The following is a 14,502-nucleotide window of genomic DNA, read 5'->3' on the forward strand; positions in this document are numbered from 1 at the left end:
CCTTCGGGGTCGTGGCGGGTCACTGCAGGGTGCCGCGGAAGAACGTGAGCGGTTCGCCGTCGCAGGCCGCGGCGGCGTCGGCGACCTCGCCGATGACGACCACGTGGTCGCCGGCGGGCAGGACGTCGTGGACGCGGCAGTCGAGGTACGCGAGCGCGTCGTCGATGACGGGTGCGCCGGTCGCCGCCTCGACGGTGCCGACGGCGGAGAACTTGTCGGGGCGGCGGGCGGCGAACGTGTCGCAGATGCCGCGCTGGTCGCGGCGCAGGATGCTGACGGCGAACGAGCCGGCGTCGGTGACCGCGCGGGTCGTGCTGGCGGCGGTGGCGAGGCAGACCAGGATCAGCGGTGGATCGAGGGAGACGGAGGTGAAGGAGTTGACGGTCATGCCGACGGGGCCGCGCGGGGAGTCCGCGGCGACGACGGTCACGCCGGTGGCGAACTCGCCGAGGACGCGCCGCAGCCGCCGGCTGCCGGTGTCGTTCGTGCTCATCTGATCCTCCCGGGGAGAGTGGTGTGCCGCAGGCGCACGTCGAAGCCGTCGCGGCCGGTGGTGATGGCGACCGCGGCGCAGAACCCGTCGGCGACCCACACGTCGCGCCACCACACGTCCCGCCACCGCCCGGCCGGCCGCGGTCCACAGTGGACGTCGGCGAGGCGGTGCCGGATGCCGGTGCCGCGGGCCTTGACGCAGGCCTCCTTGCGGGTCCACAGGCGGGTGAACGCCGCGGGCCGTTCGCCCGGCGGCCGGCCGGCCAGCCAGGCCCGTTCGGCCGGCGAGCACGACCAGGCCAGTGCCGACGGGCGGCGGCCGGCCGGTTCGAGGTCGACGCCGACGTCGCCGGCCCGGCTCAGCGCCACGGCGATGAGGCCGCCGGCGTGCGCGAGGCTGAACGAGACGCCGGCCGCCGGGTCCCTGCGGCGACGCGCGGGCGGCCCGCGTCGTCGACGACGATCGGGACGTCGCGGGGCGGGCAGCCCAGCTCGCCGGCCAGCAGCGTGCGGGCCAGCACCCGGCCGCCGACGTACTCGGCGCGGCGGTCGCCGTGCAGCGCCCCGGCGCGGTCGCGTTCGGCCGCGGGCAGCGACCCGAGCAGCGCACCGGGTGCGCCGGGGCGCGGCGCGACGACCACCAGCGCGCCGTTCACGGCAGCCTGGCCGCGCGGTCGAACAGGGCGAGCCTGCCGTTGGCGAGCAGCAGCCGGTCGTTGGCGTACATCAGGCTGGCCGAGCGCAGGTCGCGCAGCACCCGCTCCAGTGCCGTGGGCGAGTTCCTGAGGTAGCCGTGGCGCAGGCCGACGAGGTCGATCAGCTCGTCGACGGCGGCGTGGCAGCGCTCCGACGCGACGATCTTCAGTTCGTTGACGAGGATCTGGTACGCCGGCGCCTCCACCTCGGCACGGACCGCGCCGCCGGCGACGACCCGTTCGACGGTGGCGACGACCCGGTCCAGCAGGGCCTCGACGCCGTCGAGGTCGGCGCGGACCCGGGCCAGGCGGGTGAGCAGCAGCTCGGAGTCCAGGTTGTACTGGCGGCGGGTCCGCGGGTCGCGCAGCAGGACCAGGACGCGGCGCAGCGCGCCCTGGGCGGCGCCGAGCCACGCGGACGCCCACGCGATGTGCCCGGCCGGGACGAAGCTGGCCAGCGCGACGGCACGGAAGTCGTCGCCGACCACGAGCTCGCGGTCGATGACACCGTCGACGGTCACCGGGACGCTGTGCGTGCCGCGCATCCCCATCGGGTCCCAGTCGCCGTGCGTCTGCACCGTGATGTCGGTGCGGTCCGCCCAGACGAGCCGGACGTCGGAGTCGGGCGCGTCGGGTGCGGCGCGCATCGTGATGAGGAACGCGTCGGCGTGCAGCGACCCGGTGGAGATCGGCGCCTCCCGGTGCAGCCGCAGGCGCCCGTCGCCAGCGGGTTCCAGCGGCGCCTGCGCGGTGAGCAGGTGGCCGCCCTTGCCGCGTTCGGTGGTGATGGAGGCGATGTAGACCTCGCCGCGGGCGATGCGCGGCAGGACGTCGGCGCGCAGCCGCGGGCCGGCGTGCCGTGCGACGGCGGCGACCTGCTGGCAGTGCATGGCCCAGATCACGGCGGTCGCGGTGCAGCCGCCGGCGAGTTCGCGGGTGACCTCGGCGAGGTCGGCGAACGTGCCGCCCATCCCGCCGTACTCGGCGGGCACCAGCAGCCCCATCAGCGGCGTGCCGCGCAGCGCGTCCAGACCGGCCCGCGGGAACTCGCCGTCGCGGTCGACGGCGGCGGCCCGCTCGGCGATCGCCGGCAGCACGTCGCGGGCGACGCTCATCGCATCGGATGTCAGCACCGCGGTCATGACCGGCCTCCTTCCTGGTCGAGGCGCTGCAGGGTGTCCTGCAGTGACTGCGGGGTGGTGAACGTCTGCTCGACCAGTGCCTCGTCCGGCAGGACCACGTCGAAGGTGTCCTCGAGGTCGAACAGCAGGTCGACGGCGGCCATCGAGTCCAGGCCCAGCGAGCGCAGGTCGGCGTCGGCGGCCAGCGGCGCGCCCTCGGGCAGGTACTTGAGGTGCCGGCGCAGCACGGTGGTGTACTGGTCGGTGGTCGGGGTGCTCATGTCAGCGTCCTTTCTGGTCGGTGCGCACGAGTGCGAGCCGGGAGGCGTGCACGACGGTGTCGCCGTCCACGACGACCTCCGCGGGTGGTTGGTGGCTGAGGAATCCGATGAGGCTGCCGCTGAGGCCGTAGGCGCCGACGTTGGGCACCTCGACGACGTCACCGGCGCGCAGGTCCGGCAGGGTGACGCCGCGGCTCCACGCGTCCAGCGGTGTACACAGTGGACCGACGACGTCGCAGGTGACGTCCGGGGCGTCCGGCCGGTCGGCGGTCAGCTGCGGCACGAGCGGTGGCACGCGGCGCAGCCCGGCCATCCCGCCGAGGTGGTTGATGCCGCTGTCGAGCAGGACGAAGGTGCGGCCCTTGGACTGCTTGACGTCCTGGACGGTCGCGGCGAGCCGGCCGCACTCGGCGGTCAGGTAGCGCCCGGACTCGAACAGCACCCGCGGCCGGTCCGGCGCGTAGGTGGCCAGGAGGTCCTCCAGCGCCGCCCGCAGGCCGGGGTAGCGGGCCCGCTGCCCGGCGCGGGCGTACGGCGCGGCGAAGCCGCCACCGAGGTCCAGCACCTCGACGGGGTTGCGCAGCACCGGTCGCAGCGCCGCGGTGACCTCCAGCGCGGTCCGGAACGTCGCGATCAGGTCGGCCTCGTCGGCGACGTTGGTGCCGAGGTAGAAGTGCAGACCCTTCACGGTGACGTGGTCGTGGGTGAACGCGTCCGGGTCGGCGCTGACCTGCCCGGCGTCGACGCCGAACTGGGAGGCGGTGCCGGTCATGGCGAGCCCGGCGCCGCCGGGTGCGGTGTCGCCGTTGACCCGCAGCAGCGCCTCGACGGTGACGCCGTGCTGCGCGGCGACGTGCCCGAGCCGGGCCAGCTGGGCGGCGGAGTCGACGGAGAACAGCCGGACCCCGGCGCCGAGCGCGTGCTCCAGCTCGGTGCGGGTCTTGGCCGGCCCGTTGTGCAGGATGCCGGCGGCGGGGACACCCGCGCCGAGCGCCGCGTCGAGCTCGCCGGTGGAGCTGACCTCGACGCCGCAGCCGACCCGGTGCAGCTCGCGGATGAGCTCCGGGTGCGGGTTGGCCTTCACCGAATACAGCAGGGCGCCGGCCGCGGGCAGCTGCGCGACGAGGTCGGCGTGCGCGGCGCGCAGGACACTCAGGTCGTAGGCGTACAGCGGGCTGCCGTACCGTTCGACGAGGTGGGGCGCGTGCATCAGGTCACCTCCGGGGCTTCGTCACGCAGCTGGTGGCGGTCGATCTTGCGGTTGGTGCTCAGCGGCATGCGGTCCAGCACCCGGACGGTGTCGGGCACCTTGGCCGGTTCGAGGCGCTCGCGCAGCCCGGCGAGGACCGTGCCGGCGTCGGCGGTGCCGGTGACGAACAGCCGGACCGGATCGCCGTCGTGGTGCGGCGGCACGACGGCCGCCTCCGCGACGCCGGGCACGTCCAGCGCCGCGGCCTCGACCTCCAATGTGGACACCCGGTGGCCGCGGCTCTTGTACACGTCGTCGAAGCGGCCCCGGAAGTACAGGTAGCCGTCCTCGTCGAGGGCGCACAGATCGCCGGTGAACAGCGCCAGCTCGGTGCCGGCGCCGTACGGGCGGAACCGTTGCGCGGTCTGCTCCGGCGCCCGCCAGTAGCCGGCCATCACGTGCGGGCCGCGGACCACCAGCTCGCCGGTGGCGCCGGGCGGCAGGGGGCGGCCGTCCTCGTCGACGATGAGGCACTCGGTGTCCGGCAGCGGCCGGCCGACCGAGCCCCGCCGCCGGTCGAGGTCGGCGGGGTCGAGGATGGCGACCCGCTTGCACTCGGTCAGGCCGAACATCGCGTACACGGCGACGTCCGGGAACGCCTGGCGCAGCAGGTCGATGGTCTCCGGGGCGAGCCGCGCCCCGGTGTTGGTGACGGCCCGCAGTGCGGGCAGCGGCGCACCGCCGCGCCGGTGCAGGCGCAGCAGGGCCGTGGCGATCGACGGGACCAGCGGCAGGACCGTGACACCCCAGCGCTCCAGCCGTCGGGGGAGTCCCGGGCCAACCTGGCCGGGGTCGCCGAGGGCGAGCGTGGCCCGGGCGTGGGCGGCCAGGAACACCTGGTAGAGGCCGTAGTCGAAGGACAGCGGCAGGAAGGTGCCGATGACGTCGCCGGGTCGCAGCCCCAGCCGCCCGGCGATGGCGGCGACCGCGAAGCGCATCGTGCGGTGCGGGGAGACGACGCCCTTGGGCGCGGCGGTGCTGCCGGAGGTGTAGATCAGGCAGGCAGGGTCGGTGCTGATCCCCGGCCACTCGACGGACGTCCCGGACTCCTGGTCGAGCGCCGGGAACGTCGCAACCGGGACGGTCACGTCGGCCGGCACCCGGGCCGGGTCGTCGGTCAGCACCAGCGCGGGCCCGGCGTTGTCCAGGATGTGCCGCAGCTGGAACGGTTTCGTCTCGGCGCTGACCACGACGAAGGCGGCGCCGAGCCGGGACACGGCGTAGCAGGCGCAGACCAGGTCGGGGCCGTTGGCGGCGAGCAGCACGACACGGTCGCCGCGGCGCACCCCGTGCGCCGCCAGCCACGCCGCGGCCGTGTGGGTCCGCGTGGCCAGCTCCCGGTAGGTCCAGTGCCGCTCGTCGGTGACGACGGCCGGCCGGTCGGGGGCCGCCGCGGCGGCCTCGTCGAGCAGCCCGTGCAGCGCGTCGGTCATCTCAGGCACCTCCCGCGGCAGGCGTGCTGGCCCGGACGGCCTCGGCGAGCGACACCAGGTCGGTGAACGTCTCCGGGACCAGCAGGTCCGGTTCGAGCTCGATGCCGAGGTCGGCCTCGATCCGGTCGATCACGGCGGCGATCGCGAGGGAGTCGAAGCCCGGCTGGTCCAGCAGCGGCTCGCCGGGTGCGACGGGCCGGCCGAGACGGCCGCTGACGACCTCGGTGACGTAGGGCAGCAGCGTGGTCATGACGCACCTCCGGCGGCCTGGTCGGCCAGCTCCCGGCGGGCGATCTTGCCGGTGCTGGTGCGGGGAAGGTCGGCGGCGACGGTCACCTGGGCCGGCACCATGGACGCGGGAAGCTCCCGCAGGCACCACTGCCGCAGCTCGTCGCCGGACGTGCCGCCGTCGGTGACGGCGAACGCGTGCAGCAGGTTGGTGTGCTCCGGGTGCGGCAGCGCCACCACGGCCGCCTCGCGGACCTGCGGGTGCCGCAACACGGCCGCCTCGACGTCGCCGAGCTCGACGCGGAACCCGCGGGTCTTCACCAGCCCGTCGCGCCGGCCGAGGAAGCGCAGCTGCCCGTCGTGGTCCCAGGTGGCGTAGTCGCCGGTGCGGTGGCAGGTCCAGCGGCGGCCGTCGGCCACGACGGTGGCGCGGGACGCGGCGGTGAGGTCCGGCCGGTCCAGGTATCCCGGGGTGCGGCTGGGGCCGGCCACGAGCAGCTCCCCGGCCCGGTCCGGTCCGGTGACGACCCCGTCGTCGTCACGGTCACCGTCGCGCAGGAAGATCCGGGTGCCGGGCACCGGCCGGCCGAGCGGGATCCGGGGCAGGTCGAGGTGTTCGGGCCGCACCCGCAGGGCGGTCACGACGTTCGTCTCGATCGGCCCGTACAGGTTGTGCACCTCGGTGTGCGGCAGCGCGGCCATCAGCCGGCGCAGCGGCCCCGGGTGGAACTCTTCGCCGGCGTACAGCAGCAGCCGCAGGTCCGGCAGCCCGTCCTCGGGCAGCGTCGTGCGGTGCAGCAGCGCGATGAGCGCGGACGGCACCGCGTACAGCACCGTGATGCGCTGCCGGCGCAGGTGGCGCAGCAGCGCCTGCGGGAACAGCACCGTGCGCTCGTCCACGGGGCAGACGGTGGCGCCGCTGCCGAGCCCGGCGTAGACGTCCAGCACGGGCAGGTCGAAGTGCAGCGGCGCGTGCACCGCCACCCGGTCCGCCGGGCCGAGGCCGGTGTAGCCGACCGCCCAGTCGACGAACGCCTCCGCGTTGCCGTGGGTGATCACCACCCCTTTCGGGCGGCCGGTGGAGCCCGACGTGTACAGCACGTACGCCGTGTCGTCGTCGCCGACGGGAACGGGCTCCCGCGCGGGTTCCCGGTGCGCGAACACGACGCCGGCGCGGACCACGTCGGCGGCGGCCCAGCCCTGGGCGGTCCGGTCGTCGACGATGACCGCCCGGGCGCCGCTGTCGGCGACGACGAACGCGCGCCGCGCGGCCGGTGCGCCCGGGTCGATCGGCACGTAGCTCAGCCCGGCGCGCAGCGCGGCCAGCATGAGCATGATCGCCTCCGGGGACTTGGTCAGGTGCAACGCGACCCGCTCGCCGCGCGCGTGGTGCGCGCCGAGCCAGCCGGCGGCTCGGGCGACGTGCCCTTCGGCCTCCCGGTAGGTGATGGTGCGGGTGCCGGTGTCGAATGCGGTGCGGTCCGGGTGGCGGCGGGCGGCCGCGGCGAACCGGTCGTGCAGCTTCATGGCAGGTCTCCTTGGCGGTGTGCGGTCGCGGCGGTCGCCTCCGCGTCGGCGACCGGGCCGGCGAGCGTGTCGAACACCCCGGTCGGCACGCGCTTGCCGCGGCCGGCCCGCAGCTGGGCGATGTAGGCCTGTTCGCTGGCGCGGCGCCAGGCGGCGGCGACCTGTCCCGCGAAGCGGCGGCCCGCTTCGGCGCCGTGGTGGGCCGTCAGCCAGGTCGCGTACCGGGTCCGGCTGCGCACGCCGAGCCAGCAGGCGAGCGCGACCTCCTCGATTACGTCCGGGTCTGCGGCGTGGCCCCGGATCCGCTCGACGTAGCCGCGCAGCGCGCCGGCGTCGCCGATGTGGGCGGCGTTGTCGCGCAGCGTGTCGCCGGGCGGCGGCGGCGCCGGCGGTCCGGCCGGTTCGAGCGTCGCCGTGCGGGGCTCCGCGCCGAGCAGGGCGGTGAGGTCCGCCTCGGGGACGGTCGTGCGGGTCGGCCGGGCCGGGCCCCAGGCGGTGTCGTTGTGGTACGCGTCGACGATGTGGACCTGGCCGGCGTCGATGCCGGTGACGACGAACGAGTGGTCCATGTGCGCGTGGCCGGCGTAGGGCAGCCACGGCATCGCGTAGGCGTCGGCGATGCACAGCACGGGCCGACCCCGGGCCAGATGCCGGCTCAGCGGTGCCGGGTCGTGCCAGGTGACGGCGAGCCCGGCGTCGCGGCGCAGCCGGTCCTCGACCTGTTCCCGCGCGAAGACCGGTGCCGCGCCGGTGTCCCGGAAGCCCCAGTCGCGGATGAACGGCCCGTGATGGTCCGGGGCGCCGGCGTGGCGGGCCAGCAGTTGCAGGTTGTCGTCCAGGCAGTCGAGCTGGTCACTGTCCAGGCCGTCCGGGTCGTCGAGGACGGCGGGATCGTGCACGGTGGTCATGAGGTACCTCCCAGGCGCTCTCGCAGCCGCTCGGTGACGGTGGTGGTGGGCATGAACGCGGCCGTCCACGCGGCGCTGAGCTCCAGCCCCCGCGCCACGGGCAGGTCCCGGCTGGCGTGCAGCACGTGCTTGATCCCGGCCAGCACGTGCCGCTCGTGCCCGGCGATCACGTCGGCGACCTGATCGAGGCCGGCGGGCGTGTCGTACACGGCGGACACCAGGCCGACCCGCAACGCCTCCGCCGCGCCGAGCTCCGCGCCGGTGAGCGCCAGGCAGGCCGTGGTCCCCTCGCCGACGATCCGCGGCAGGCGCTGCAGCAGGCCGAGGTCGGCGACCAGGTCGATGTCCACCTCCCGGGCCGTGAACACCGCGTCGGCCGTGGCGACCCGCACGTCGCAGGCCGCGACCAGCTCCAGCGCGGCGCCGACGCAGGCGCCGGTGACGGCCGCGACCACCGGCAGCGGGCAGTCCTCGACCGCGCTGATCGCGTCCTGCACGACGCGGGTCTGTTCGTAGAGGGCGCGCCGCGCGGCCGCCCTGTCGTCGCCGAGGCGGGTGATGCGCCGGTACCGGGGCAGATACCAGCGCAGGTCCAGCCCGACGCTGAACGTGGCGCCGGCGCCGCGCAGCACGACGACGCTGACCGTGTCGTCGCCGGCCAGGCCGGTGAGCGTCTCCGGCAGGCCGGTGAACACGGCACCGCCGAGGGCGTTGCCGGGGCCGGTGCCGTGCAGGGTCACGGTCGCGACCGGGCCGCGGCGCCGCACCTCCAGGGGGCCGACGGTCGGACGGGAATCGGTGAGCATGCATGCCAATTGCCCACCGTGCGTTTAGTGGCCGTGCGAGTCCAGGTTTAGTCCCGGTGTACCGGCGTGCAGGCGCTCCCGCGCGAACGCGGCGATCAGCCGGTCCAGGACGTACCGCCCGCCGTCGGCCGAGTCGAGCAGGTGCAGCTCCAGCAACCGGTCGATGGCCGCGTCGGCGGCGTCGGCGGACAGCTCCGCCGCGGCCGCGACCGTGTCGGCGTCGAACGGGCCGGGCAGCGCGGCCAGCCGCGCGAACACCCGCTGGTGCTGCTCGTCGAGCCGGCGGTAGCTGGCCGCGATGCGGGGCCGCAGCTGCAGGTCGCCGTGGCGCAGCACGTCCAGCGGGTTACGGGTGGACAGCCGCCGCGCCAGGTCCGCCACCGGGCGGTGCCGGTGCACGACCAGCCGGCTGCCGGCGATCCTGACCGCCAGCGGCAGCCGGCTCACCCCGGTGACCACGGCGTGCACCGCGTCCGGTTCGGCGTCGGCGCGCTCCTGACCGATGATGCCGGCGAGCATCCGCACTCCGGCCGCGTCGGTCAGCGCCGCGCAGACCAGGTGCTGGGCGCCCTCCAGCCCGGCTAGCACGGAAGGACTGGTCACCAGGACCACGCTCGGCGAACCGGCCGGGATCAGCGGGCGCACGTCGCGCTCGTGCGCCGCGTCGTCCAGCACGATGAGCATCCGCCGGTTCCGCATCCACGTCGCGTACGTCTCGTGCGGATCCTGATCCTGGGGCGCCGGCGCACCGAGCGCGCGCAGCGCCCGCCGCAGCGCCTCCTGCGGCGTCTGCCGGTCCATCCGCAGGAACAGCTGACCGTCGGGGAACCGGTCGCGCAGCAGGTGCCCGGCCCGCACCGCCAGGACGCTCTTGCCGACGCCGGCCTTGCCGGAGATCACCATCACCGGCGACACCGCGTCCGCGCTCAGGAACCGGCTGACGCGCGCCACGTCGTCGTCCCGCCCGACCAGGTCGGGGACGTCGGCGGGCAGCTGCGCCGGCCGGTGAGCGCCGGGCGGCCGGCGCACCGCCCGCGCCGCGGGTTGCGCCGTCAGCTCGTCGTTGAGGATCATCCGGTGGACCTGCTGCAGCTGCGGACCGGGCTCGATGCCGATGCTGTCGATGAGCGCCTCCCGGCCCTCCCGGAACGCGCGCAACGCCTCCGCGCGCCGCCCCGTCGCGTACAGCGCCCGCATCTGCCGCGCCCGCAGCCCCTCCCGCCCGGGATGCAGGGTCACCAGCGCCGCGAGCTCGTCCAGCACCCGGTCGTACCGGCCGCGTTCGAGCTCCACGTCCACCTGCAGCTCGACGGTGGCCAGCCACCGCTCGGTCAACCGGCGCGCCTCGGCCTCGATCGACGGCGACGGCTCCAGGTCCGCGAGGGGCTCGCCGCGCCACAGCGCCAGCGCCGCCGCGAGCGGGTCGGCGGCCTCGTCGAGCAGCCCGAGCGTGAACGCGGCGCGGCCCTCGTCCGCCAGCCGGTCGAACTCGTGCCGGTCCAGGTCGCCCGGCCGCAGCGACATCCGGTACCCGGCCGGCATCGTGCTGATCAGGCCGGCGCCGGCCTCGGCGGGCAACGCGCGGCGGATCGCCGACACGTACTGCCGGATCAGGTTCGGCGCCGACAGCGGCGGACCGACCGGCCACAGCTCCTGCGCGAGCCGGTCGACGGACACGAAGTGGCCCGCGTTCACCGTGAGCAGTGCCAGCAGCTTGCGGTGCTTCGCCGCGTGGATCCGGTGCGGCAGCCCCGGGAAGATCTGGTACGCGCCGAGCACCCCGAACTTCACACCGCACCCCCGGATCGCCGTGACGGCGGCCGCCGGCCGACGACCGCCGGGTGCCCACTACCCCCTCGAATGCCCGACAACCATCGATGTCACAATCTGCGATTCACAGATCGCATGTAGTTACTCGTTCTGCCAATTCGGACATGTCGCCGGCGGGGCGCAACCGGTCCGGCGACGCCTGTGTCGGCGCCGACACAGGCCGCGACGAACAGCGGAGGTACGAGCGCGGCGGCAGCGGTGGCCTCATCGGCGGGCCCATGCGGATCCCGGAGATCGCTCAGCGCATCGCGTTCATCACCGACAACATCGGCACCATCATCGAGCTCACCGCGGCAGGCTGACGGTGAACGTCGAGCCCTTGCCGGGGGTGCTGGTGGCGGTGACGTCGCCGCCGTGGGCGCGGGCGAGCTGGCGGGCGATCGGCAGTCCCAGTCCGCTCCCGCCGGTCGTGCGGCTGCGGGAGCCGTCCGCGCGCCAGAACCGGTCGAAGACGCGTGGCAGGTCGGCCGCTGCGATCCCGGCGCCGTCGTCGGTGACGTCGACGATCAGGGCGTCGGCGGTGAGGCGCGACCGCACTGTCACCGTCCCGCCGCGCGGGGTGTGCCGGATGGCGTTGGTGAGGAGGTTCCCGACGACCTGCCGCAGGCGGACCGGGTCGAGCCGCACGACCGGGTCGCCGGCGGTGTCGAGGACGCACGTGACCCCGCCGGCGTCGGCGGCGCCGCGGTGGGCGTCGACGACCTGGGTGAGGATGTCCTCGACGTAGGCCGGCTCAGGGTGGACGCGCAGGTTCCCGGCGTCGGCGGCGGCGAGGTCACGCAGGTCGTCGATGATGTGCTGGAGCAGCACCGACTCCTCCACGAGCAGGTCCAGCACGGCCGGGTCGGGGGCGGTGACCCCGTCGCGGACGGCCTCCAGCCAGGTGCGGATGTTCGTCAGCGGGGTCCGCAGCTCGTGCGCGACGTCGTTGACCATGGCCTTGCGCTGCCGTTCCAGCTGCGAGCGGCGCTCGGCGAGGTCGTTGAACGCGGCGGCGAGGTGGCCGATCTCGTCGCGGCTGCCGACGTCGACGCGGCCGTGCTGGTCGGCGGGGGAGCTGGCGGCGGCGGTGAGCAGCCGCAGCGGCCGCACGAGGCGCCGCCCGGCCAGGACCGTCGCGGTGAACGCCACAGCCAGCACGACCAGGGTCATCGCGACGACCTGGGTCGTGTTCGCCCCGGACAGGCTGACCGTCGGCGGGTCGGCGAGCCGCGGCGGGCCGGTGATGAACAGCAGCGCCGGCGGGGCGACGTAGGGGCGCAGCTGGTCGCGGCGGCTGTCCTCGAGGCAGCGCAGCGGGGTCTCGGCCGGGCCGGTGAAGCGCAGCGCGAACGTCGGCGTCACCGAGACCGGCATGCCCGCGCACTCGGTGACCTGCCGGCCGAGCTGCGCGAGGGGTACCTTCTCCGACTCCACCGGAAGCTCCAGCTTCGACGGGCGGCAGCCGGTGGAGTCGTCGGCGCTGAGCAGGCGGACCGTCGGCCTGCCGCTCGGTGTGTCGATGACCTCCGCCGCGACCCGTGCGTCGCGGAAGCACTGCACCTCGGACCCGGCGATGCGGCGCAGGTATTCGCGCTCGTCGTCGGTGATGTGGTACGGGCCGACGACCCGCGGATCGATGCGCCCCGCGCTGTTGCGGGCGAGCGCGGCGTCGAGGTGCAGCGGGTCGACGAGCGCGGACGGCCGCACGTGCTGCAGCGGCACGCCGGGGGAGGAGTCGGCGATGACCTGCCGGTCCTCGGTGGTGAGGGCGATCCGCCGGCCGGTGAGCGACGCCAGCCGCCGCACGGTGTCCGCGGCACCGTCCCACGTGGGGTGGGTGGCGGCGTGCGCGATGAACGCGTTGTAGACGTCGGTGTCGGCGGACAGGGTACGGCCGGGTTCCTGCACGACGTCCCGCGTGGTGATGCGGACCGTCAGCCACGCCGTCGCGGCGATGGCGCAGATGACGATGACGGTCGAGGTCGCGAGGAGCCGCACGACGAGACTGCGGTGCGCCGGGACCCTCATGCGATCAGCTTGTAGCCGACCCCGTACACCGTCAGCAGGTGCGACGGGCGGCGGGGGTTCGGCTCGATCTTGCGGCGGAGGTTCATGACGTGGGTGTCCACGGCCCGGTCGGTCGACTCGCGGTCGTGGCCGCCGGCGTGTTCGAGCAGCTGTGCCCGGGAGAAGACGCGGCCGGGGTGGCGGGCCACCGCGACGAGGATCGCGAACTCCGCCGGGGTGCAGTCGACGGGTTCGCCGGCGACGGTCACGGTGTGCCGTTGCGGGTCGACGAGGACCAGACCGAAGCGCAGCAGCGTCTCCTGCCCGGTGCGGCGCAACAGGGTACGGACGCGGGCCATCAGCTCCCGAGGGCTGTACGGCTTCGTCACGTAGTCGTCGGCGCCGAGGTCCAGCCCGAGCAGCAGGTCGTCCTCGCCGGACCGGGCGGTCAGCATCAGCACCGGCAGCGCCGACTCCCGCCGCACGATCCGGCACACGTCCAGGCCGTCCAGGCGCGGCATCATCACGTCGAGCAGCAGCAGGTCGGGCCGTTCCCGGCGGACGTGCTCCAGCGCGGCCCGCCCGTCGTGGACGACGGACGCCCGGTGCCCCTCGGCTTCCAGGTAGCGGCGCAGGATCTCCGCGTGGTGCGGGTCGTCCTCGGCCACCAGTACGTGCGCGGTCACGCCGCCGACTATAGACGCCCCGCGACCAGGCAAAAGGGTCCGAAGTCCGGCAGCGCGGCCCGACGGGTTCCCGACATTCGACGGTCAGGCTGGCCGTCATGGCATGGACTCTGCAGAGGCGCTGGGCGCTCGCCGTCGCGGCCGGTGCGCTGGCCGTCACGGCGGGTGCGTGGGCGTGGCACGCCCGCGCCGCCGTCGCGCCCGGTGACGACGACGTCGCGGTGAAGACCGTCGAGGTGGTGCGGACCGACCTGTCGGCGAGCCACACCCTGCGCGGGCAGCTCGGGTTCGGCGCCGCCCAGCCGGTCAAGGGCGCCGGCGCCGGGGTCGTCACGTGGCTGCCCGCCGCCGGGACGCCGATCGGCCGCGGCGACGTGCTGCTTCGGGTCGACGACGAGCCGGTGGTGCTGTTCCTCGGCGGCGTCCCCATGTACCGCCCCCTGCACGAGCCCAACACGGTCGGGCGGGACGTGGCCGTGGTCGCGGAGAACCTCAAGGCGCTCGGGTACACCATCGGCAGCCAGCCGAAGGCCGGCACGGTCGTCACGCAGAGCGGCGTCCGCACAGCCGCCACGGCGAGCCAGGGAGCCGGCACGCCCGCGTCCGGGCCGCCGGTGCGCGTCACGGTCCGCGACGGTGACGGCGTGCTCACCACCGCGCTCATCGCCGCGGTCAAAGCATGGCAACGCGATCGGGGCATGCCCGCCGACGGCCGCCTGGACGTCGGCGACGTCGTCGTGCTGCCCGCGGCGGTGCGGGTCGACGCCGTCACCGGGCAGGCGGGCGACGCGGCGACCGGGCCGCTGCTGTCGGTGACGCCGACGGCGAAGGTCGTCACCGCCCAGGCCGGCCTCAGCGACGCCGGCGGGATGACCGCCGGGGACGCGGTGACGGTGCGGCTGCCGGACGGCACGGCGGTGCCCGGCAAGGTCGCCACGGTCGGCCGGTCGGCCGTCGCCGCCGACGGGGACCAGCAGGCCCGCCTCGTCGTCACCGTCACTCTCGACGACCCCGCCGCCGTGGACCGGCTCGACGCCGCCGACGTGCGCGTGGAGGTGGCCGGGCAGACCCGCACCGGTGTTCTGGCCGTGCCCGTCGGGGCGCTCGTCGCGCTCAGCGAGGGCGGGTACGCGCTGCAGTTCCCCGACGGACGCCTCCTGCCGGTCACGACCGGCCTGTTCGCCAAGGGCATGGTCGAGGTCACCGGTGCCGGGCTGACCGCGGGCGCGACGGTGGTGACGTCCTCATGACCGGCCC

Annotated in this window: 16 protein-coding genes; 2 read left to right on the forward strand and 14 right to left on the reverse strand. The window is 75.1% G+C overall.

Annotated features, from left to right (window positions below):
* Nucleotides 1-19 precede the first annotated feature (19 nt).
* Genes OHA72_RS37760 through OHA72_RS37815 form a run of 12 tightly spaced genes read right to left on the reverse strand, consistent with a single transcriptional unit; the run spans nt 20 to nt 10,531 of the window.
* Nucleotides 20-493 carry a flavin reductase family protein gene (locus tag OHA72_RS37760; protein WP_327000852.1) on the reverse strand — a complete coding sequence of 158 codons (474 nt, stop codon included), beginning with the start codon at nt 491-493 and terminating at the stop codon, nt 20-22.
* Entirely contained in the window at nt 490-861 is a 372-nt protein-coding gene (locus tag OHA72_RS37765; RefSeq protein WP_327000853.1) for a 4'-phosphopantetheinyl transferase family protein, read from the reverse strand. The genes OHA72_RS37760 and OHA72_RS37765 overlap by 4 nt, the downstream gene beginning before the upstream one ends.
* Nucleotides 852-1,148 carry a hypothetical protein gene (locus OHA72_RS37770; protein WP_327000854.1) on the reverse strand — a complete coding sequence of 99 codons (297 nt, stop codon included), beginning with the start codon at nt 1,146-1,148 and terminating at the stop codon, nt 852-854. Before OHA72_RS37770 ends, OHA72_RS37765 begins: the two co-directional genes overlap by 10 nt.
* Nucleotides 1,145-2,329 (reverse strand): acyl-CoA dehydrogenase family protein, encoded by a 1,185-nt coding sequence (locus tag OHA72_RS37775; protein ID WP_327000855.1) that lies wholly within the window; start codon nt 2,327-2,329, stop codon nt 1,145-1,147. The genes OHA72_RS37770 and OHA72_RS37775 overlap by 4 nt, the downstream gene beginning before the upstream one ends.
* On the reverse strand, nt 2,326-2,589 hold the full coding sequence (locus tag OHA72_RS37780; RefSeq protein ID WP_327000856.1) for a phosphopantetheine-binding protein: 264 nt from the start codon (nt 2,587-2,589) through the stop codon (nt 2,326-2,328). The genes OHA72_RS37775 and OHA72_RS37780 overlap by 4 nt, the downstream gene beginning before the upstream one ends.
* Nucleotide 2,590: 1 nt before the next feature.
* Nucleotides 2,591-3,799 (reverse strand): type III PLP-dependent enzyme domain-containing protein, encoded by a 1,209-nt coding sequence (locus OHA72_RS37785; RefSeq protein WP_327000857.1) that lies wholly within the window; start codon nt 3,797-3,799, stop codon nt 2,591-2,593.
* On the reverse strand, nt 3,799-5,271 hold the full coding sequence (locus OHA72_RS37790) for a class I adenylate-forming enzyme family protein (RefSeq protein WP_327000858.1): 1,473 nt from the start codon (nt 5,269-5,271) through the stop codon (nt 3,799-3,801). Before OHA72_RS37790 ends, OHA72_RS37785 begins: the two co-directional genes overlap by 1 nt.
* Before the next feature lies 1 nt (nt 5,272).
* Nucleotides 5,273-5,521, reverse strand: coding sequence for an acyl carrier protein (locus tag OHA72_RS37795; protein WP_327000859.1), 249 nt, complete (start codon nt 5,519-5,521; stop codon nt 5,273-5,275).
* The gene (locus tag OHA72_RS37800; protein ID WP_327000860.1) at nt 5,518-7,026 is read right to left on the reverse strand and encodes an amino acid adenylation domain-containing protein; all 1,509 of its coding nucleotides are present in this window, start codon (nt 7,024-7,026) and stop codon (nt 5,518-5,520) included. The genes OHA72_RS37795 and OHA72_RS37800 overlap by 4 nt, the downstream gene beginning before the upstream one ends.
* A complete protein-coding gene (locus OHA72_RS37805; protein WP_327000861.1) occupies nt 7,023-7,934 on the reverse strand; it encodes a BtrH N-terminal domain-containing protein in 912 nt (303 codons plus the stop codon). Before OHA72_RS37805 ends, OHA72_RS37800 begins: the two co-directional genes overlap by 4 nt.
* A complete protein-coding gene (locus OHA72_RS37810) occupies nt 7,931-8,740 on the reverse strand; it encodes an enoyl-CoA hydratase-related protein (protein ID WP_327000862.1) in 810 nt (269 codons plus the stop codon). Before OHA72_RS37810 ends, OHA72_RS37805 begins: the two co-directional genes overlap by 4 nt.
* 24 nt (nt 8,741-8,764) lie before the next feature.
* Nucleotides 8,765-10,531, reverse strand: a complete 1,767-nt coding sequence (locus OHA72_RS37815) for an AfsR/SARP family transcriptional regulator (RefSeq protein ID WP_327000863.1) — start codon at nt 10,529-10,531, stop codon at nt 8,765-8,767.
* A 143-nt stretch (nt 10,532-10,674) separates the two neighbouring features.
* Here OHA72_RS37815 and OHA72_RS37820 point away from each other — a divergent pair, with 143 nt between their 5' ends.
* Nucleotides 10,675-10,872 (forward strand): hypothetical protein, encoded by a 198-nt coding sequence (locus OHA72_RS37820; protein WP_327000864.1) that lies wholly within the window; start codon nt 10,675-10,677, stop codon nt 10,870-10,872.
* Here the strand turns inward: OHA72_RS37820 and OHA72_RS37825 are convergent.
* Together OHA72_RS37825 and OHA72_RS37830 are read right to left on the reverse strand one after the other, a co-directional pair.
* Nucleotides 10,856-12,580, reverse strand: coding sequence for a sensor histidine kinase (locus OHA72_RS37825; RefSeq protein ID WP_327000865.1), 1,725 nt, complete (start codon nt 12,578-12,580; stop codon nt 10,856-10,858). The two genes, OHA72_RS37820 and OHA72_RS37825, sit on opposite strands and share 17 nt — an antisense overlap.
* A complete protein-coding gene (locus OHA72_RS37830) occupies nt 12,577-13,245 on the reverse strand; it encodes a response regulator transcription factor (protein WP_327000866.1) in 669 nt (222 codons plus the stop codon). Before OHA72_RS37830 ends, OHA72_RS37825 begins: the two co-directional genes overlap by 4 nt.
* A gap of 98 nt (nt 13,246-13,343) precedes the next feature.
* On the opposite strand from OHA72_RS37830, the gene OHA72_RS37835 reads away from it, so the two are divergent.
* On the forward strand, nt 13,344-14,495 hold the full coding sequence (locus OHA72_RS37835) for an efflux RND transporter periplasmic adaptor subunit (RefSeq protein WP_327000867.1): 1,152 nt from the start codon (nt 13,344-13,346) through the stop codon (nt 14,493-14,495).
* Nucleotides 14,496-14,502: the final 7 nt, after the last annotated feature.

Origin of the sequence: Dactylosporangium sp. NBC_01737 (genome assembly GCF_035963215.1) — a bacterium.
Lineage (GTDB): Bacteria > Actinomycetota > Actinomycetes > Mycobacteriales > Micromonosporaceae > Dactylosporangium.

Coding starts and splice junctions, on each gene's coding strand:
- OHA72_RS37760 (WP_327000852.1), bottom strand. CDS start 493: ATGAGCACGAACGACACCGGCAGCCGGCGGCTGCGGCGCGTCCTCGGC.
- OHA72_RS37775 (WP_327000855.1), bottom strand. CDS start 2,329: ATGACCGCGGTGCTGACATCCGATGCGATGAGCGTCGCCCGCGACGTG.
- OHA72_RS37780 (WP_327000856.1), bottom strand. CDS start 2,589: ATGAGCACCCCGACCACCGACCAGTACACCACCGTGCTGCGCCGGCAC.
- OHA72_RS37785 (WP_327000857.1), bottom strand. CDS start 3,799: ATGCACGCGCCCCACCTCGTCGAACGGTACGGCAGCCCGCTGTACGCC.
- OHA72_RS37790 (WP_327000858.1), bottom strand. CDS start 5,271: ATGACCGACGCGCTGCACGGGCTGCTCGACGAGGCCGCCGCGGCGGCC.
- OHA72_RS37795 (WP_327000859.1), bottom strand. CDS start 5,521: ATGACCACGCTGCTGCCCTACGTCACCGAGGTCGTCAGCGGCCGTCTC.
- OHA72_RS37800 (WP_327000860.1), bottom strand. CDS start 7,026: ATGAAGCTGCACGACCGGTTCGCCGCGGCCGCCCGCCGCCACCCGGAC.
- OHA72_RS37805 (WP_327000861.1), bottom strand. CDS start 7,934: ATGACCACCGTGCACGATCCCGCCGTCCTCGACGACCCGGACGGCCTG.
- OHA72_RS37810 (WP_327000862.1), bottom strand. CDS start 8,740: ATGCTCACCGATTCCCGTCCGACCGTCGGCCCCCTGGAGGTGCGGCGC.
- OHA72_RS37820 (WP_327000864.1), top strand. CDS start 10,675: ATGTCGCCGGCGGGGCGCAACCGGTCCGGCGACGCCTGTGTCGGCGCC.
- OHA72_RS37825 (WP_327000865.1), bottom strand. CDS start 12,580: ATGAGGGTCCCGGCGCACCGCAGTCTCGTCGTGCGGCTCCTCGCGACC.
- OHA72_RS37835 (WP_327000867.1), top strand. CDS start 13,344: ATGGCATGGACTCTGCAGAGGCGCTGGGCGCTCGCCGTCGCGGCCGGT.